Genomic DNA, 18,904 nt, shown 5'->3' with positions numbered 1-18,904 from the left:
ATACACCTGAGCGCGTCGGTGGGCGCGCCCAGGGCTGGCTCAGAGCTTCTTCCCGCCCAGCAGGAAATGCGACAGCGCCGGAATCAGGATCAACGCCCCGAGCATGTTCCATAGGAACATGAAGGTCAGCAGGATGCCCATGTCGGCCTGGAACTTGATCGGCGACCAGGCCCAGGTGATGACGCCCGCTGCCAGGGTCACGCCGACCAGCGCAACCACCTTGCCGGTGAAAGCCACGGCCTGTTTGTAAGCCACCGACAAGGGCAACCCGGCCCGTTGCATCTGTAGCTGCACGCTGAGCAGGTATAACGCGTAATCCACCCCGATACCCACGCCCAGCGCGATCACCGGCAGCGTGGCGACCTTCACGCCGATGCCCATCATCACCATCAGCGCCTCGCAGAGGATCGAGGTGAGCACCAGCGGCAGCAGCGCCACCAGGGTCGCGCGCCAGCTGCGGAAGGTGATCAGGCAGAAGATGCCCACGGCCGCGTAGACGTAGAACAGCATGCGGTGGTTGGCCTCGCGCACCACTCGGTTGGTCGCCGCCTCGATCCCGGCGCTGCCGGCGGCCAGCAGGAACTGGCGCTCCGGCGTGCTGTTGACGCGGGCGAAGTTCTCGGCGATGCCGGCCACTTCATCGAGGGTCTGCGCCTTGTGGTCCTTGAGGAAGACGATCACCGGCATCAGCGAGCATTCGGTGTTGAACAGCTCCGGGGTGTTCACCGAAGCCTGCTGGGCGGCGTAGTTGAGCACGTCCTGGTTGCGCTGCAGGCTGGCGAACTTGGGGTTGCCCTCGTAGGTGCCGGCGGTGATCTGCCGTACCGCGTTGACCAGAGAGGTGGTGGCCTGCACGCCTTCGTGCTGTTGCAGCGCCCAGCCAAGCCGGTCGGCGAGGATCAGCGTGCGGTAGTTCAGGCAGCCCTCCGGCGCCGTCTTTACCATCACCGCGAAGAGGTCGCTGGAAAGCGCGTAGTGGCTGGTGATGTAGGCGTTGTCGCGGTTGTAGCGCGAGTCGGCGCGCAGCTCCGGAGCGCCGGCGTCGAGGTCGCCGATCTGCAGGTGCTGGCTGACCAGCAGGCCACCGGCACCCAGCAGCGCCGCGATGATCACAGCCACGCTGGCCCAGCGGCGCTGGGTGAAGCGGTCCAGCAGGTCCCACAGCTTGCCCAGACCGGCATGCTGGTCCACCTGGCGGTCCTCGCGCAGGGCTCGGGCGGCGGCCTTCGGGCTGACGCCGACGTAGGACAGCGCCACCGGCATCATCAGCAGCGAGGTGAAGATCAGCACCGCCACGCCGATGCTGGCGGCGATGGCCAGGTCCTGAATGACCGGGATATCGATCAGCATCAGCACGGCGAAGCCCACGGCGTCCGACAGCAGCGCGGTGACGCCGGCCAGGAACAGGCGGCGGAAGGTGTTGCGCGCGGCCACCTGCTTGTGGGTGCCACGGCCGATGTCCTGCATGATGCCGTTCATCTTCTGGGTGGCGTGGGACACGCCGATGGCGAAGATCAGGAACGGCACCAGGATCGAGTACGGGTCCAGCGCGTAGCCCAGCCAGGCCACCAGCCCGAGCTGCCAGACCACTGCCAGCAGCGAGCAGCCGATCACCAACAGGCTGCTGCGCAGGCAGCGGGTATAGAAGAAGATGATGACGAAGGCGGTGACCACCGCCAGGCCGAAGAACAGCATGACCCGCACCAGGCCGTCGATCAGGTCGCCCACCAGCTTGGCGAAGCCGATCACGTGCAGGCGTACCGGGCCCTTGCCCTCCTCGCCGGCAGCGAAGGCACGGGCGTCGCCCAGGTATTCGTACTTCAGGCGCAGGTCGTCGAGCGCGCGGGAGAATTCGCGGTAGTCGATGCCCTTGCCGGTGGCCGAGTCGCGGTCCAGCAGCGGCACCACCAGCATGCTGGAGCGGAAGTCGTTACCCACCAGGCTGCCGACGATGCCGGCTCGGGCGATGTTCTGACGCAATTGCCCGATGGACTCGGGCTTACCGTCGTAGCCGTCGGGCATCACCGGGCCGCCCTGGAAGCCTTCCTCGGTGACCTCGGTCCAGCGCACTGCCGGCGACCACAGCGATTTCATCCAGGCGCGGTCGACGCCGTGGCTGAGGAACAGCTGGTCGCTGATTTGCCGCAGGCTGTCGATGTAGGCCGGGTCGAAGATGTCGCCGCTGGGGTTCTCCACCACCACCCGCACCGAATTGCCCAGGCCGCGCAATGCGGCGCGGTTGTCCAGGTAATTGCGGATGTAGGGATCGCTGTGCGGGATCATCTTCTCGAAGGCCGGACGCATCTCCAGGCGCGTCACGGCCATGTAGCCCAGCACCAGGGTGACCAGCGCGATCAGGGCGATGAACAGCGCACGGTGGTTGAACACCAGGCGCTCCAGCAGGTTGCCGCTGTGGGTGTCAAAGTCCCGCAGTTCGCGGACTACAGGCATCTCGCCTTGCTTCAGGTCGACCATGAGGCTGTCTCTCTATCTCTTGTTCTTATGGTTCTTGAACGGGTGAAACACCGCTGCGCTCAGCGCACCGGCATCGCGTTCTCGCGTACGCCGCGGGCGCCAACCAGTAGCAGCCGGCCGGGGCCGGCCACGGCGCCGCTGACGGGCAGGCGCTCGGCCAGCTCAAGGGCCTTGAAGCTGGCGCCGCTATCATCGCTGACCAGGCCCTGGCCGGCCTGGCTGAACAGGTACAGCCGGCCGTTGGCGTCGAAACTGGCGGCGGTCAGGCTCACCGGCAGGCCGGTGTCCACGGCGCTCCAGCTTTCGCCACCGTCGAGGCTGCGGATCGCGTGGCCGCGCAGGCCGTAGGCGAACACCAGCCCAGGGCGCGCAACAACGCCGAAGAAGCTGCCGGCATAGGGCGACTGCAGGGCGACGAAGCGCTGTTGTTGGCTCTCCTGATGAGAATCCAGACGCAACAGCAGGCCCTGCTCGCCGACGACGAACAGGTCATCGCCGCTGGCCGCCATGGCGGTCAGGTGCAGTGCCTGCGGGTTGTCGATGCGGTGGTTCCAGGGCTCCCAGGTGCGCCCGCCGTCGCGGGTGTGCAGGATCAGGTTGAAGGCGCCGACCACGAAGCCTTCGTTGGCATCGCGGAACCACAGGTCGAGGAACGGCTTGTCGGCGCCCTCCTGCTGGTAGCGGCGCGCCTGGTCCAGCCAGGTGGCGTTGTCCGGCTGCGGGTGGGCGGCGTAGTAGTCGAGCATCAGTTGGCCTATCTGCCGGCCGTCGAGCTGGCGCTCCCAGTGCTTGCCACCGTCGGCGCTGTGCAGCACCACGCCGTCGTGGCCCACCGCCCAGCCGTCCTGCGGCGTGGGGAAGCGCACGGCGGTGAGGTCGGAGCTGACCGGCACCTCGGCCTGCAGCCAGCTGGTGCCGCCGTCATCGGAATAGAGAATGTGGCCGCGCTGGCCGACACTCACCAGGCGCTTGTCGACGCGGGTGACGGCCAGCAGCGGCGCGCGGCAGGGAACGGCACTGTGGGGCGCCGGCTGGTCGAGTACATCGACGAACTCTGCGACCGTTTCACCGGCTTGAGCGCCGCCCGCCAGAAACAAGGCACCCAGGAGCAACAGGCGCTTGAAGGGGATCTGCATGAAGCTTTCCTCGCAACTCTTTTCGCAGCTTTCTTCGCAACGGCAACGACGGCCTGCTCCCTCATCAGGAGAGGCCGCCGCATCGTGCGTCAGCGAATGCCGCTACCGGCCAGCGCCTCGGGGGACCACTGGGTCTTGGCCAGCGGGTCGATGTAGCTGATGCCGCCGTACGGGCCGACGACGCCGTTGATGTTGTAGGAGCCGGCAGTCAGGTCGTAGATCATGAACGGCGTGGCGTCCGGGATGCGCTTGTCGTAGCTCTGGCTGAGGAAGGCGAACGAGCCGCGATAGAGCTGGCCGCGGGCGTCGTACTGGTCGGAGGCCAGGGCCACCCAGCTGTCTTCGTCGAGGTAGAAGCGACGCTTGGCGTAGATGTGCCGCGCGCCGGACTTCAGGGTGCCTTCGACGACCCACACGCGGTGCTTCTCCCAGCGCACGTAGTCGGGCGACAGGTGGTTGGGCGTGACCACCGGCTTGATGTCGCTGGCGTAGGTCAGGCGGTAGGTGTTGTAGGGCACGATCATTTCCTGCTTGCCCACCAGCTTCCAGTCATAGCGGTCCAGCGCACCGTTGAAGACGAACACGTCGTCGTAGGTGCCGGCGCCGGCCATGCCGGGGTTCGGGGTGTCGTAGGCCAGGTTCGGTGCCAGCTTCACGCGGCGCTGGCCGGGCAGGTACTGCCAGGCGCGACGCGGCTGCTGCAGCGGGTTGGCGGCGTCCTTGAGCATCATCGCCTCGCCGGCGCGGCGGGCCGGGCCGCTGTAGTAGAGCTTCATCTGGTAGTAGACCTCGGAGCCCTTCACCGGCTGGGTGAGGTCTTCGTACACCGGGTAGTTGATGAAGGCCTGGCCGGTGGTGGCAAGGTTGGCGCTGCCGGAGGCATCGACGTTCCAGGAGTCGTACTTGGCCTTGATGTTCACGCCCTGGTAGCGCAGCAGGAAGTTCCACATCGCCTCGGCGCCGGTCTGCGGAATCGGGAACGGCACGCCGGGCAGCGCGTTGTCGATGGCGGTGCCGCCTTCCAGGGACTGCGCGGTGACGGCGTTCTTCTTGCTGTTCTCCAGCACGGTGTCCGGCAGCGCGGCGCTGCGGTGGGTCGGGTAGACATCGACGCGGAAGCTCGGATAACGCTTGGCCAGCTCGACGGTGGTGGCCGACAGCTCGCTCTTGTACTGGTCGACGTTCTTGCCGTCGATCACCAGCAGCGGCTTGTCGCTGGCGAACGGGTCCGGACGCATGCTGTCGCCGCTCTTGAAGCTGGCCGGAGCGGTAGTCAGGCCACCGGCATAGGCGGGAATCGAGCCATCGCTGCTGGCGGCTTTCTCGGCGCCGACCAGGGTCAGGGTGCTGCCCAGCTGGGCGGCGTCCTGCGGGGAAACGGCGGCCTGGGCCAGACCGCAGAGGGTCAGGCCGAGGGCGGTGGCGATCAGGGTGGGTTTGAAGTTCATGCTGTGTTTCTCCTGCTTCGAGAGCGAAGCCTGGGGTGAAATCAGAAAGTGGCCTTCAGGGATGCGGTGACCATGCCGCGGTCCTTCAGCAGGGGTGCAAGGCCCGCCTGCGAGGTGATCTGGCCGGGGATGCACTGGTACTGGCCGTTGGCGCCGGGAGTGTTGTTGTCGCGGCCGCTCTCGCAGGTATCGAAGGGGCCGAAGGCGTCGACGTATTTCAGGTCCAGGCGGTATTTCTGGTGGAAGTCCGCGGCCACGCCGACCGAGTAGCTGCCGGCATCTTCGTTGCCGCCCAGCTGCACCGCCGAGTTGCCGTGCAGGCCGACGTTGTAGGACATGGGCATGGACAGGTCGACGCCGGGGAAGGCCTGGTACCAGGTCGGGGTGAAGTTGGCGGACATGGCGTAGGCGTTGGTGGTGACCTTGTCGACGCCGTGGTAGCTGGAGTCGCCCTTGAAGGTCTGCTGGCCTTCGGTGACGTCGATCAGGTGCGTCAGGGTGCCTTCCACCGCCAGCGATGAGGCGTCCCACAGCGGGGTGGCGCCGAAGGTCACCAGGCCGTTGAGCACGACGTGGAAGGTCTTGCCGCGGGCAAGGCCGGTATCGCCGTCGCTGGGCAGCTCGCCGATCAGGTTGGCGCCGTTGATCAGGCCGCGCTGGGCCGCCGCATAGAGCGTCGGGTTGACCGTGGTGAAGTTGCTCGCCAGCGGCATGTTCTCGCGGTAGTTCAGGTCCATGCCGACGCTGACGCCGCCGACTTCCTTGGACAGGCTGATGCCGTAGATGTCGATGTCGTCGGCGTAGGCGGTGAAGTAGTTCATCCCCGGCAGGCCGGCGAGGCCCGGCTTGTGCAGGTTCGGTGCATCCACCAGTACCGCCGGCAGGGTGTCAGAGGTCTTGCGGTAGTAGAAGCCCAGGGTGCCGTCGAGCCATTCCGGGCTCCACTTGGCCATCAGGCCGAAGTCGCCGGTGTTGTCGGGCTTGCGGTCATGGCCGCGCGCCGCACCGTAGAAGGCGTTCTGCGCCGGCAGCGGCAGCCAGAAGACATTGCCGCCATCGTTGAGCATGTCGTAGGGGCCCATGTAGGTGCCGCCTTCGGGGAAGCGCGAGTTCTCGAACTCGAGGAAGTACTGCGCGGCCAGGGTCAGCTCGGGGTTCACCGTCAGCGAGGCGGACAGCTGATTGCGCGGCATGAACAGCTCTTTCGCCTCGGTGCCGGGGACGTTGTACAGCTTGCCCAGGTCGAGGGCCGACTGGCCGTAGTTGATGCCGTTGGCCGCGCTGAACAGGGTCTCGCCCCAGTAGATGGTGTGGCGACCGAGCTTGCCGCTGAGCTGCATATCGTCGCCGACCTGGTGGCTGGCGAAAACGAAGGCGTCGAGCAACTCGCCGGACGGGCCGTTGTAGTAGCGGTCGGCGAAGTTGCTCAGGCCGTGGGTGGCCGGCTGTGCGCCGCGCGGGGCAACCACCGCGCCGTTACGGGTGACCAGGTGGCCGGCGTTGCCCTTCTGGCCGGGGAATGGGTTGCTTGCGCCGACATCATCGTAGGCATGGTCGTACCAGCCGGCGGCGGACAGGCGGAAGCCCATGCTCTCGCGGTAGACGAAGTCCAGTTCGCTGAGCAGGTCAAAGCGCTGGGTCACCGGGCTGCCGGAGGAGAAATTGCGGTCGCCGTCGTTGGTGTTGGCGGTGCCGGCGATCTTGCTGTTGGGCGACTCGACGCGCTGCCCGTAGCTGAGCTTGACTGTGTTGTCGAAGCGGATCGACAGATCCGGATTGCCGGTGTCCAGCTCGAAGGCCTGCAGCGGCTGGCCGGCCATAGCGGCGAGGACTGCGCTCGCCAGCAGGCAGCGTTGCAGGGGGCGGTGCGGGTTGCTCTGATGATGCATGCTCGTGCTCCGTTTCTTGTTGTGGTCGGGACGCTTTCCGGGCCCGTCCCGCGGCCCATCCCCCTGCGCCGGAGCGCACGAGGGCCCGCCCCGGCGCGAACGCCGGAGCCGGAGGTTGCTCGGTTGGATCAGGTGTCCAGCAGCTGAATCAGCTCATCGGCCTGGGGCCAGTCGCCGTATCCGGATGCCGGGTTGAGGTGGCCGACCCGGCCCAGCTCCACCACGCTGGCGCGCCAGTGGCGGGCCATGCGCTGGACTGCCTCGGGGCTCGCCAGCGGGTCGTTGTCGCTGCAGGCCACCAGTGTGGGGAACGGCAGCGGCTCCAGCGGTAGCGGCGACCAGCCCATCTCGGCCAGGACCGCAGGCTTGGGGTAGTGCGCCGGCCAGTCACCGTCGAGATCCGGCGGAGTAGCCAGCAGCGCGCCCTTGATCGGCCGGCTGTAGCGTGCCGCCCAGTGAGCGACCATCAGTACACCGGCACTGTGGGCAACCAGGATCACCTCGCCGTCGATGCTTTCCAGCTCGCGCTGGATGGCTTCGACGCGGGCATTCAGGTCCAGCTTGTTCTCGGTCAGCGGCGGTACGCTGCGGACATGGGGCAGGCGCTGCTGGAGCAGGGTCTGCCAGTGCTCGGCGACGTGGTCGCGCAAGCCGGGGACCAGGAGGACGGTGGTGGAAGTCTTGTGGTTGCTCACCGGTTCACCTTTGGGTGATTTCGAACTTGTTGGACAGACAGTAGAGGTGCACCGGTGAAGGTGCTTTGCATTGAGCGTCAGGCACTTCGCATTTGATGACAGGCCCCGGCCAGCCTGCTGTCCCGCCGTGCCCACGGCGTTCGGGCGTATCGGGACGTACGGTGCATTCCAGAGCGCCGCAGGCACTGGCCGAAGTGAGAACTTTCGTACACGATTGGTAACAGCTGTCGCTAGAATCTGACGTCATCGACCCAGCCAGCGTGCACTCTGGCCACCGGGCGTCCACGGACCCCGGCGGCACGGAGCGACCACAAGAACAAGAAGGCGATACACGCATGACCCCCATGGTTCGCATTGCGGCCCTCACCAACTACCTGGAAGTGGCCCGCCACCTGGGCCTCAACCCGCAGCAGCAGCTAAGCGCCGTGGGCCTGTCCCAGTCCATGCTCGAGCATCCGGAGCAGCGCATTCCCGTTGCCACCGCGGTGACCCTGCTGGAGGAATCGGCGCGCATCAGCGGCTGCGAGACCTTCGGCCTGCGCATGGCCGAATCACGCCAACTTGCCGACTTCGGTGTGATCAGCCTGCTGCTCTCGCACCAGGCGACGCTGCGCGAGGCCATCGACACCATCATTCGCTACCGCCACCTGCTCAACGAATCCCTGGCCCTGTACATCGACCAGGAAGGCAAGCTGGCGATCCTGCGCGAAGAGCTTCTCACCGTACCGCCGATGCCCATGCGCCAGGGCCTGGAACTGGCCCTGGGCACCCTCTATCGCCTCTGCGCCGCCCTCCTCGGCCCGCACTGGCGGCCGGTCAGCGTGAACTTCAGCCACGACGCCCCGGCGGACCTGCAGGTGCATCGCCGGCTGTTCGGCTGCAAGATCGAATTCGGCAGCGAGTTCAACGGCATCGTCATCCCCGCCGCCGACCTCGACGCCGCTAACCCCATGGCCGACCCGGCCATGGCGCGGCATGCGCGCAGCTTCGTCGACTCCCTGCCCGGCGCCACCGACGGCAGCACGCTGAACGAGGTGCGCAAGTCCATCTACCTGCTGCTGCCCATGGGCCGCGCGACCATCGAACAGATTGCGCAGTCGCTGGGGCTGAACGTGCGCACGCTGCAACGGCGGCTGGAAGACAACGGCGTGACCTTCTCCGACCTGATCAACGAGGTCCGGCGCGAGCTGGTGCTGCGCTACATGGAGAACCCGCGCTATTCGCTGGGGCGTATTGCCGACCTGCTGGGGTATTCGATGCCCAGCTCCTTCACCCGCTGGTTCGCGGTGCAGTTCGGCGTGTCGCCGGCGGCGTGGCGCAAGGAGCATCTGGGGCGGGAAACGGAGTGAGTTTTTCCTGGGGGGAATGGTGCCGTGCGGTTCGCGAGCAAGCTCGCTCCTACAGGTTGGCACCAGCGCCCGGGCTCCCGTAGGTGCGGACCTTGTCCGCGAAATCCGTCGCGGCGGAAATCGGAGTCACGGGGATATTCCGTCAACCATCGCCTGCCGGCGATTCGCGGAGAAGCTCCGCTCCTACAAGAGCGTGCGCATCGTTCTGGCTCTGGCTCTGGCTCTGGCTCTGGCTCGAAAGTCTTCCAGAGAAATATCCGCACACTCCGACTGCCCCGTTCAGGAGGCCTCGTTGAAGCGGAGTTTCAGGGGTTGAGCGACATGGATGTCGCGAGAGCCGCGATGGGCCAGGGATGGCCCTTCGCGGCGTGCCCCTGAAACTTCGGTTCAACGAGGGAATTTTTCGCCTAGGCGAAAAACCGGATGTCCGGGGAAAGACCTTTGCCTACTTTGGGGCGTTTGCCAAAGTAGGTCGCCCGAGGGGGCGAAACACGAAGTACGAGCGCACGTAGATGCGGCGCTGAACATCGGACTGGAAGCCCAGACATGTTGAGTTTGATCCTTCCTGCGAAAGCTCCCTGCTTCCGGTTCGGCGAGTACGCGTCGCTTCGGCATACGCGCGAGCATTTTGTTTCGCCCCCTCGGGCGAGTCCCTTTTGGCAAACGCCCCAAAAGGAACTAAAAGGTCTCGCCCCTGCCATCCGGCTTTTCGCTTCGCGAAAAGTACCCTCGGTTCTTCGGAGTTCCAGGGGGCCGCCGCGAAGGGCCATCCATGGCCAGTCGCGGCTTCCGCGGCATCCATGCCGCTCTCCCCCTGAAACTCCGATCACCTTCGGCCTCCTGAAAGGGGCACTCCGGAGCGTGCGGATATCTCTCTGGAAGACCTCAAAATCCAGAGCCAGAGCCAGAGCCAGAGCCGGAGCCAGAACCGGTGCCAGTACGTAGGGCGCATAACCCGGAACGGGTTATCCGCCGATAGCCACAATGGCGGATAACGCTTAGGCGTTATTCGCCCTACGCCCCCGCCGTGGGCCCACGGCTATGGATGGGTATCGCTGCGCTCCACGCCAACCTACGTTCGTGCTTCACCGCCATTCCGGTGTGATCGTCACCCGAATCAACCGGCGAACCGCAACATCCCCAGCACCAGCACCGCCAGGAACGCCGTCTCCCCCAGCATCAGCAGGATCGGCTTGATCCCCACCGTCGCCAGCGCCCGCAGCTGGGTCTTCATGCCCAGCGCCGCGATGGCAATCACCAGGCACCACTGGGACAGCTTGCCGCCCGCCTGCTGCACCATCGGCGGCAGCCAGCCGGTGCTGTTCACCGCCGCCAGCAGCACGAAGCCCACGGCGAACCACGGCAACAGCGGCGGGCGCTTGTCGCCCGGTTCCACGCCACGGGCGCGGGTGATCATCGCCGCGCAGAGGATCACCGGCAGCAGCATCGCCACGCGCATCAGCTTGACCACCGTGGCGCTGTCACCGACTTCCTTGGAGATGCTGTAGCCGGCGCCGACCACCTGGGCCACGTCGTGGATGGTGCCACCGAGGAAGATGCCCGCCTGCAACGGCGGCAGGCCCAGCGACTTGACGATCATCGGGTAGAGGATCATTGCCAGGGTCGACAGCGCCGAGACGCCGAGCACGGTGAACAGCGTGGCCTTTTCCTTCTGCGTGTGCGCCGGCAATGCCGCCGCCAGGGCCAGCGCCGCCGAGGCGCCGCAGATGGCCGTGGCGCCGCCGGTGAGCAGGCCGAAGAGGAAATTGAAGCCCATGGCGCGGGCCGCCGCGATAGAGACCAGGATGGTCACCGTCACCAGCACCACCACCATGATCACCGGCTGCCAGCCCAGCTCGGCGATCTGCCCGAAGGTGATGCGGATGCCCAGCAGCGCCACGCCCAGGCGGAGGATTTCGCGGGCAGTGAACTCGATGCCGGCCTTGCACACGCTGTCGGCGGAGAGGAAGTTCATCGCCAGGCCCAGCAGCAGCGCGAAGAGCATCACCGGGGCGCCGTAGTGCTCGGAGAGGAAGGTCGCGGCCGCCGCCACCATGGCGCTGACCAGCAGGCCGGGCAGCAGGGTTCGGCTGCGCGAGCCGAGGGCCGTGAGGGTCAGCGTGGTCATGCCGGCACCTCCTGCCGGGCCAGCACCACGTAGCATTCGTCGGCGCGCCATTCGACCTCGTAGCGCTGCAGGCCGAAGCCCTTGATACCCGCCGGGCAGCCCGTGGCCAGGTCGAAGCGCAGGCCGTGGGCCGGGCACTGCAGCCAGCGGCCGTCCAGGCGACCGCTGAACAGCGAGGCGCCGGCATGGGGGCAGCGGTCGTCAATGGCATGCAGTTCGCCATCGACGTCGAAGAGCAGGATGATGCCCTTCTCATGGTGCAGCAGACTGCGGCCGCCGCGCGGCGGCAGGCGATCGGCGGGGATACGGATCGAGCAGCTCATGCCGGGATCGCCTCCGGGAACTGCCGCTCCAGCGCGCGGTAAAGCGCCGCCAGCAGTTGCTCCGGACTCTGCCCCCCAAGTGCGAAGGCACGGCCTTCGAGGAGGAACATCGGCACGCTGGAATCGGCCAGGGCCACGCGGCGGCCGATGAACTGGCGCGCGCCGTCGGCCAGCGCGTCGTCGAAGTCGGCCACGTTGAAATCACAGGCACGCAGCAGGCGGCAGAGGGTTTCGCGGTTGCCGATGTCCTGGCCCAGCTGGAAGTGCGCGCGGAAGATCATCTCCAGCAACTGCTCCTTCTGGTTCTCGCTGCCCACATGCACGGCGCGCTGGAATACTCGGTGCGCATAGGTGGTGTTGGGCATAGTGAGGATGCGCTCGAGGTCCAGGTCGACCCTGGCGCCCTCTGCCGCGCGACGCACTTCACCCATCCGCGCACGCACGGCGCGCTTGCCGCCCAGGCGGCGCTGGTAGAACTCGGCGAAGGGTTCGCCTTCCATGGAAATCTGCGGCAGCAGTTGCAGGCCGAGCCAGTTCACCCGCACGTCCAGTTCCGGACGTTGGCGCGCCAGCAGGCGAAGCGCGACATCGAGGTTGCGCTTGCCGATCAGGCACCAGGGGCAGATGAAGTCGAAGGTCATGTCCAGATTGAGAGTCGGCATCAGGCGCCCTCCTCTTCGCCGCGCAGGCGGCGGATATCACTGTGGTAGTGGCGCCGGGCGTAGAGGAAGACCAGCGCGGCGAGAATGCTCAGCAAGGGTATGAGCTGGAAGGCACGGTCCAGGCCGATGCGGTCGGCCAGCACACCGGTGAGCAGCGGGCCGGGCGCCAGGCCCAGCAGGTTGTTGGCCAGGGTCAGGGTGGCGAAGGCGGTGCCATGCACGGCCGGCGCGGTGAGGTTGGCGACCATGGCGCCGGACGGCCCGGAAGTACCGGCGGCGACCAGCATGCCAAGGGCGATCAGGCTCAGTTGCGCAGTGCCCGGCGGCAGGTGGAAGGCCACCAACAGCAGCAGGCAGCTGGCCAGGCAGAAGCCGATGGCGAGGATGATCTTGCGCGGCGGGTTGCTGCGGCCCAGGCGGTCGCAGAGGATGCCGCAGAGCACCATGCCGCTGCCGCCGACCAGCACGATCACCGCCGAGATCATCCCGGCCTTGCCGGTGTCCAGGTGGTAATAGCGGTTCAGGTAGCTGGGAATCCACACCATCACGGCGGCGGCAACGAACAGCTGCAGGCCGCTGCCCAGGTAGGCGGCGATCACTGATCGGCTGCCGAACAGGCTGCGCAGCGAGCGCCCGCCGGCCTGGCGCGGCGCTTCGGCAGCGGCCACCGGGGCAATGCGCTTCTCGCTCACCACCAGCGGGTAGAGCAGCGCCAGCAGCAGGCCGAACAGCGCCATGCCGGCGAATGCCCAGCGCCAGCCCAGGTGTGCGGCGAGCACGCCGCCCAAGCCCATGCCGAGCACCGAGCCGAACATGCCGCCGGCCATGAAGGCGCCGGTCAGGGTGGCGCGCAGGTGCGCCGGGAATACCGAGATGACCACGGCGATACCGACGCTGCCGTAGGCGGCCTCGCCGACGCCGACGAAGAAGCGCGCGGCGAACATCTGCGGGAAGGTCTCAGCCACGGCGCAGCCAAGCGTTGCGAGGCTCCACAGCATGGCCATCAGCGCCAGGCTGCGTACGCGCCCCCAGCGGTCGGCGAGCAGCGAGAGCGGGAAAGTCAGCAGGCCGACCATCACCGCGACGATACCGCTGAGCAGGCCCAGCTGCGCATCGCTCAGGGCCCATTCGACCTTGAGCAGCGGGAAGACGGCATTGAGCACCTGACGCGACATGTAATCGGAGATCAGCAGGCCGAAGGTCAGAGCGAACACCACCCAGGCATAGCGGCGCGGCACGCTGGGCACGGTGGCAGGGATGTCGCCCCGGGGGACGGAGTGGATGGCCATGGTGCTAGCTCTCCAGGTGGGTCAATGGATTCTTGTTGTTCTGGGATAAAAGCCGACGCGGGTTACTGGCAGAACCCGCGCCGGAGCCTGTCACGCGCGAAGCGGGACGGACTTCTGGCCCGGCTGGCGATTGGGCGCCATGCCGTTCATGCGCAGGGTTTCTTCCACGCTGTCGTACTGCACGCCGATCTTGTAGATGGCGCGTGCTTCCTTGCCACTGGCGACCTCGCGGCCCAGTTCATGGGCGACGCGGACGCACTGCTGGATCTGTTCCACCGAGGTCATGCGCTGGCCGTGCTGGCCGATGATGGTGTCCTCGATGCCGCAGCGCGGGTGCAGCCCCATGGCCATCGCCATCATGTTGAACGGCAGGACATTCTTGAGCAGCGACTCGGCGGTGACGGTGGCGCCGTCCGGTGCGCGGTGCACGAAGTTCATGAAGTTGAACGGGTTGGGGCCGTCGAAGCCGCCGCCGATGCCAATCCAGGTCAGGTTCAGCGGGCCCTTGTAGACGCCCTTGCGCACCAGGCGCTCGAGGGTTTCCAGGGCATGCATGCCGGTCAGCTGGAAGTGCGGCTGGATGCCGGCGGCCTGCAGGCGCTTCAGGTGCTCCTCGACCCAGGCCGGACCGGCCGGCACGGTCATCTCGCTGTAGGCCGCCTGGTAGAGCGGGTTCTCCAGGGAGGTACCTTTCAGGTACTCCGGATAGAGCAGCTCCATGATGTTCATCTGGGTGGTGTTGATCGCCACCGTCACCTGGTCGGGCTTGGGGGTCAGCTCGGCGAGCATGTGACGGGTGTCGTCGGACAGCCACTTGGCCGCTTCGCCGTCGCTTTCCGGGGCGAAGGAAATCGAGCCGCCGACCTGGATGATCATGTCCGGCACGGCTTCGCGCACGCCGGCGATCAGCTCGTTGAACTTGGACAGGCGCTTGGAGCCCTTGCCATCCAGCTCGCGCACATGCAGGTGCAGCACGGTGGCGCCGGCCTCGTAGCAGTCAACGGCCTTCTGGACCTGCTCGTCCATGGTCACCGGGATGTCTTCGGGGAAGTCCTCGGGCATCCATTCGGGGCCGTAGGGAGCGGTGGTGATGACCACCTTGTCCTGGTTCTCGGGGTGCAGCGAATCGTCGAAGAATTGCATGTCGGTCTCCGTAATTGTTCTTGTCAGAAGTCTTTCTTCAGGGATCAGAACGGCTTGTCGCCGATGATCCCGGCGCGTTCCATGCGGCGCACGCAGGGCGGGTAGTCCATCACCGCGTAGTGCTGGGTACAGCGGTTGTCCCAGATCGCCACATCGTTCTTCTTCCAGCGCCAGCGCACCTGGAATTCGGGGATGTACACCTGGCTCACCAGGTAGCGCAGCAGGTCGGCCGCGCCGGGGTTGGCGTCCTGGCCGAAACGCACGTTCTGTGGCGTGTGGTAGTTGCTGAAGTGGGTGGTGAAGGCGTTGACGAACAGCACCTTCTCGCCGGTTTCCGGGTGGGTGCGCACCACAGGATGCTCGGCGTCGGGGTACATGGCCTTGAGCGCCAGGCGCTTCTCGATGGGCATGGCCGCGCCGAAGCTGGCTTCGATGCTGTGGCGAGCCCGCAGCTTGGCGATGCGCTCCTTGATCTCCGGCGGGAGCATCTCGTAGGCCAGCGCCATGTTTGCCCACATAGTGTCGCCGCCCACCGGCGGGCACTCCACGCAGCGCAGGACGCAGCCCAGGGGCGGCACCTCGCGCCAGGTGGCGTCTGTGTGCCAGGCGCTCTCGTAGCGGTCGTTCGGCAGGTCCGGGGTCTTGTAGATGCGTACCAGGCCCGGATGCTCCGGGTCGCTGCCGGCCACCGGGTGGTCTTCCAGCTCGCCGAAGCGGCGGGCGAAGGCCACGTGCTCGGCACGGGTGATGTCCTGGTCGCGCAGGAACAGCACCTTGTGCTTGAGCAGCAACTCGCGCAATTCGGCGAACAGCCCTTCGTCGCGGGAGGCATCGCCCAGGTTCACCCCGGATATTTCGGCGCCGATGCTGCAGGTCAGACGTTCTACGTGCATGGCGGCGCCCTCAGATGACGAAGATCGACGAGCCGGTGGTCTTGCGCGACTCGAGGTCGCGGTGGGCCTGCACGGCATCTTCCAGCGCGTAGTGCTGGTTGATCTCGATGCGGATGTCGCCGTTGCCCACATGGGTGAACAGCTCGTCCAGCAGCGCCGCTTTTTCCGCCGGGTCGGCGATGTAGTCGGCCAGGGCCGGGCGAGTGAGGAAGATCGAGCCCTTCATCGCCAGCAGCACCGGATCGAACGGCGGGATCGGGCCCGACGCTGTGCCGACGCAGACCATCAGGCCACGGCGCTTGAGCGACTCCAGGGAGGTCATAAAGGTGTCCTTGCCGACGCTGTCGAAGACCACGTCCACGCCACGGCCATCGGTCAGCTCACGCACGCGCTCGGCGACGCCTTCGTGGCTGTAGTTGATGACGTGTTCGCAGCCGTGGGCGAAGGCGATCTCGGCCTTGGCGTCGCTGGAGACAGTGCCGATCACCCGCAGGCCGAGCAGCTTGGCCCACTGCGAGACGATCAGACCGACACCGCCGGCGGCGGCATGCAGCAGGATGCTCTGGCCCGGCTTGAAGTCGTGGATGCGACGCAGCAGGTAGGCCGAGGTCAGGCCGCGCATGGTCATGGCGGCGGCAGTCTCGAAGGCAATGTTCTCCGGCAGGCGGATCAGCGGCGCCGCCGGTACCAGGCGCTCGGTGCTGTAGGCGCCGAGGGTATTGATGAAGCCGGTGTAGGTGACGCGGTCACCGGGAACGACGTTGCTCACGCCCTCGCCCACCGCCACTACCACGCCGGCGGCTTCCACGCCCATGCCGCTGGGCAGCGGAACGGCGTAGGTGCCATTGCGGAAATAGGTATCCGCGTAGTTCAGGCCCACCGCCACATGGCGGATGCGCACTTGCCCCGGGCCGGGCTCGCCGACCTCCACGTCCTCGTAACGCAGGACTTCGGGTCCCCCTGTTTCATAGAAACGAACGGCTTTGGCCATGGCCGGAATCTCCAGTTGTCTTGTTGTCCTGGGCGCTTTCGTTTGGAGCAGGCAAGCGCCCTTTGAGCGGACAATAGGCAGGGGCCGGGCGGGAAGCTTCACATCGTGCGACAGGGGCTTTTCATTTCATGACAGGCCGATGCGGCGCCCCGATGGGCGCCGCATGGAGAGCGGGTTTGCAGTGGCGGAAACGGGGCGGGGTTACTTCAGTTCGCGCAGCTTGCTGTAGGTCAAGCGCATGTCGCGGGCCCAACCGTCGAGCACGCCCTTGAAGTCGCTGGCGGCCATGGCCTGGCTGTCGTTCTCCAGCGCGTGCCCGGTGCCTTTGCGCACCACCTGGGCGACCACACGGCTGGAAGGGCCGTCGAGAATCGCCGCTTCGGTGCCGATCTGGGTGTCCTGGTCACGGATGCCGGCGGCGGTGCTGACGCCGGCGGCGATCAGGGCGATCGGGATGACTTCATAGGGTTTGAGCGATTGGGTATGGCTGCTCACCGCGGTGATCGCCGGACGCAGCACGAGGGTGCCCGGACCGGGCTTGTCGACGACCTTCAGGACCTGGCCCAGCTCGCGGCGCAGCGCCTTGTCGTAGTAGTCGGTGATCTGCGTCATGGTGGCTTGCGAGAGCTGCTCGGTGGCCTTGGGCGCCGGGTAGAACTGCGAACGCTCGATGACGATGCTGCGGTAGTTCATCAGGTTCAGCTTGGGATCGATCCAGGCCAGGACCTTGGTGCCCGCGGCGTTTTCCTGTTCGGTGAGACGGGAGTAGTCATACAGGAAGCCGGAGTATTCCTCCGGCTGGACCTGCTTTTCCGCGCAGCCTTGCAGTAACGGCAACAGCAGCAGGGACAACAACGCGACATAGGACTTCATAGAGTTCTCCGGTTGAGATATCGATGTCGCCAGGTTGTACGGCAGGAGACTGCGTTACCCCCTCCCCCGTGTTGTTCGCGCGCGGACGGACGCCCACGCGCAGGCGCCCCGGTGGGGGCGCCGCAATGCCGCGAATCAGTGGAACGGGAAGATGTAGTTCATCCAGGCCGCCATACGCAGGAGTATCTTGCGCATGACCGCCACATGGTGGAAATGCTCGCTGTAGAGCGCCGCCTGGCCGTAGGAGCCGCCGGGCATGATGTTCGCGTACTGGGCGAAATCGGGGTCTGTGATCTTGATCAACACCGGTACCCGCCCCGGCGGCGGGGAGCCGGTGTAGCTGATCAGGGTGCCGGAAGGCTGCACCTGGCCCTCGCCGATCACCGGCAGGACCTTGTCCACGGTGCCGGCGAAGACCCTGCCGGGTATGCCGTCGAACGCGACTTCAGCCTCGTCGCCGACGGTCAGGCGCAGCTGGCTGTTCTGGCGCATCCAGGCGGTGAAATACGGGCCTTCATCCGGTACGAAGACCATCGAGGGGCGCAGCGGCAAGCGGCTGGCCATCATCCCGGGACGCAGCGACACGTGGCTGACGAAGCCCCGCGAGGGCGCGCGCACCACGGTGTTGTCCAGATTGAACTGGGCCAGGGCCGCCTGCGCATTGAGGTCATCGACGCGGGCGGTGGTCAGGTCCACGTCGCGCTTGTTGCCGACGTTGCGCAGCGCCAGCTCACGGGCGCGGGCCTGGTCGGCACGCGCCGAGACCAGTTGCGCCTTGAGCGAATCCAGCTTGAGCTGGAAGGGTTTGGGATCGATGCGGAACAGCACGGCGCCCTTCTCGATGATCTCGTTCCCCTTGACCGGCACCTCCACCACTTGCCCGGTAACCACCGGGATCACCGGCGTGGTGACGAAGTAGGTACGCGCCACCTCGGAATACGGGTGGTTGTAGTTCATCAGGAAGATCAGCGTACCGATCAGCACGATGCCGCCGAGCGCGGCGGTAGGGACCGTCCACTTGTTCAGCGGGATGCGGAAGATCTTGAAGATGGCGACGCAGAAGGCGGTGTAGGTGAGGATCAGCAACAGGTCCATGGATCAGCCCTCCCCGCCCGGTTGAGTGGTTGCCGGTGCGGCGGGAGCGTTCTGGCGGCCTTCCAGCGCATCCAGGCGCTGACGCAGCTCGGCCAGCTGCTGCTCCAGGTATTCCGCCTCCTGCGCCGGCGTCTTGCCGTGGTGGAAGCCCCACCCCCGGTCCTCGCGGTACAACATGGCCCAGATCCACAGGAACGGCCACAGCGCATGCAGCGTGAAAAGGCTTACCCAGCCGGCCGCGTGGATCGCGTCCTGGTGGGGATGGTTGCGGTGTACCGCAATCTCATAAGGAATGTCGTGCAGCACGATGATCCCGTAGAACAGTACCAATCCGACAAAGATCAGTACCCCCAGCGCAAAATAGTCGAGCATCCCGCCCTCCTTGTTCCCCCGAGCACAACGCCGGAGCGAGTCGCCTGAGTATGGTTGATCCATGGCAATCTGCACGATCGTAACCGCGCGAAAACAGCGGGATTTCAAGCGATTGCCAGGGAAACCGGCGGGCCGGTTGCGCC

Annotated in this window: 16 protein-coding genes; 1 reads left to right on the top strand and 15 read right to left on the bottom strand. The window is 66.3% G+C overall.

All coding sequences use genetic code 11. From position 1 onward, the window contains the following. Window positions 1–39: 39 nt before the first annotated feature. From ACIPK7_RS15265 to ACIPK7_RS15245, 5 genes are all read right to left on the bottom strand, one after another. Complete coding sequence (locus ACIPK7_RS15265; protein ID WP_401088627.1) at window positions 40–2,475, bottom strand: RND family transporter; 2,436 nt, start codon at window positions 2,473–2,475, stop codon at window positions 40–42. A gap of 59 nt (window positions 2,476–2,534) precedes the next feature. Next, a complete protein-coding gene (locus ACIPK7_RS15260) occupies window positions 2,535–3,611 on the bottom strand; it encodes a WD40/YVTN/BNR-like repeat-containing protein (protein WP_401088625.1) in 1,077 nt (358 codons plus the stop codon). Between the two features lie 89 nt (window positions 3,612–3,700). Then, the gene (locus ACIPK7_RS15255; protein ID WP_192432764.1) at window positions 3,701–5,059 is read right to left on the bottom strand and encodes a DUF1329 domain-containing protein; all 1,359 of its coding nucleotides are present in this window, start codon (window positions 5,057–5,059) and stop codon (window positions 3,701–3,703) included. A 41-nt stretch (window positions 5,060–5,100) separates the two neighbouring features. Beyond that, the gene (locus tag ACIPK7_RS15250) at window positions 5,101–6,948 is read right to left on the bottom strand and encodes a DUF1302 domain-containing protein (protein WP_192432765.1); all 1,848 of its coding nucleotides are present in this window, start codon (window positions 6,946–6,948) and stop codon (window positions 5,101–5,103) included. A gap of 128 nt (window positions 6,949–7,076) precedes the next feature. Beyond that, entirely contained in the window at window positions 7,077–7,643 is a 567-nt protein-coding gene (locus ACIPK7_RS15245) for an RBBP9/YdeN family alpha/beta hydrolase (RefSeq protein WP_401088623.1), read from the bottom strand. A 344-nt stretch (window positions 7,644–7,987) separates the two neighbouring features. Between ACIPK7_RS15245 and ACIPK7_RS15240 the strand changes: the two genes are divergently transcribed. Continuing rightward, window positions 7,988–8,992, top strand: coding sequence for an AraC family transcriptional regulator (locus tag ACIPK7_RS15240; protein ID WP_401088987.1), 1,005 nt, complete (start codon window positions 7,988–7,990; stop codon window positions 8,990–8,992). A gap of 1,117 nt (window positions 8,993–10,109) precedes the next feature. On the opposite strand, the gene ACIPK7_RS15235 is transcribed toward ACIPK7_RS15240, so the two are convergent. From ACIPK7_RS15235 to ACIPK7_RS15190, 10 genes are all read right to left on the bottom strand, one after another. After that, the gene (locus ACIPK7_RS15235) at window positions 10,110–11,120 is read right to left on the bottom strand and encodes a YeiH family protein (protein WP_192432767.1); all 1,011 of its coding nucleotides are present in this window, start codon (window positions 11,118–11,120) and stop codon (window positions 10,110–10,112) included. After that, window positions 11,117–11,443 carry a Rieske 2Fe-2S domain-containing protein gene (locus ACIPK7_RS15230; protein WP_192432768.1) on the bottom strand — a complete coding sequence of 109 codons (327 nt, stop codon included), beginning with the start codon at window positions 11,441–11,443 and terminating at the stop codon, window positions 11,117–11,119. The genes ACIPK7_RS15235 and ACIPK7_RS15230 overlap by 4 nt, the downstream gene beginning before the upstream one ends. After that, window positions 11,440–12,105, bottom strand: a complete 666-nt coding sequence (locus ACIPK7_RS15225; protein ID WP_192432769.1) for a DsbA family protein — start codon at window positions 12,103–12,105, stop codon at window positions 11,440–11,442. Before ACIPK7_RS15225 ends, ACIPK7_RS15230 begins: the two co-directional genes overlap by 4 nt. Continuing rightward, on the bottom strand, window positions 12,105–13,394 hold the full coding sequence (locus ACIPK7_RS15220; protein ID WP_401088620.1) for an MFS transporter: 1,290 nt from the start codon (window positions 13,392–13,394) through the stop codon (window positions 12,105–12,107). The genes ACIPK7_RS15225 and ACIPK7_RS15220 overlap by 1 nt, the downstream gene beginning before the upstream one ends. 90 nt (window positions 13,395–13,484) lie before the next feature. After that, window positions 13,485–14,537 carry a 3-keto-5-aminohexanoate cleavage protein gene (locus ACIPK7_RS15215; protein WP_081516844.1) on the bottom strand — a complete coding sequence of 351 codons (1,053 nt, stop codon included), beginning with the start codon at window positions 14,535–14,537 and terminating at the stop codon, window positions 13,485–13,487. Window positions 14,538–14,581: 44 nt separating this feature from the next. Next, window positions 14,582–15,430 (bottom strand): TauD/TfdA dioxygenase family protein, encoded by an 849-nt coding sequence (locus ACIPK7_RS15210; RefSeq protein WP_401088618.1) that lies wholly within the window; start codon window positions 15,428–15,430, stop codon window positions 14,582–14,584. A 10-nt stretch (window positions 15,431–15,440) separates the two neighbouring features. Further along, window positions 15,441–16,421 (bottom strand): quinone oxidoreductase, encoded by a 981-nt coding sequence (locus ACIPK7_RS15205; RefSeq protein ID WP_192432771.1) that lies wholly within the window; start codon window positions 16,419–16,421, stop codon window positions 15,441–15,443. Between the two features lie 201 nt (window positions 16,422–16,622). Continuing rightward, window positions 16,623–17,294 carry a DUF3313 domain-containing protein gene (locus ACIPK7_RS15200; RefSeq protein ID WP_192432772.1) on the bottom strand — a complete coding sequence of 224 codons (672 nt, stop codon included), beginning with the start codon at window positions 17,292–17,294 and terminating at the stop codon, window positions 16,623–16,625. Between the two features lie 135 nt (window positions 17,295–17,429). Beyond that, window positions 17,430–18,389, bottom strand: coding sequence for an HlyD family secretion protein (locus ACIPK7_RS15195; RefSeq protein ID WP_192432773.1), 960 nt, complete (start codon window positions 18,387–18,389; stop codon window positions 17,430–17,432). Between the two features lie 3 nt (window positions 18,390–18,392). Further along, window positions 18,393–18,761, bottom strand: coding sequence for a DUF3302 domain-containing protein (locus ACIPK7_RS15190; protein WP_192432774.1), 369 nt, complete (start codon window positions 18,759–18,761; stop codon window positions 18,393–18,395). Between the last annotated feature and the right edge of the window lie 143 nt (window positions 18,762–18,904).

It is taken from the genome of Pseudomonas sp. NPDC086581 (genome assembly GCF_044746165.1).
Taxonomy (GTDB): domain Bacteria; phylum Pseudomonadota; class Gammaproteobacteria; order Pseudomonadales; family Pseudomonadaceae; genus Pseudomonas.
The sequence above is the reverse complement of the archived record's forward strand: the minus strand, read 5'-3'. Positions and strand labels throughout refer to the sequence as shown.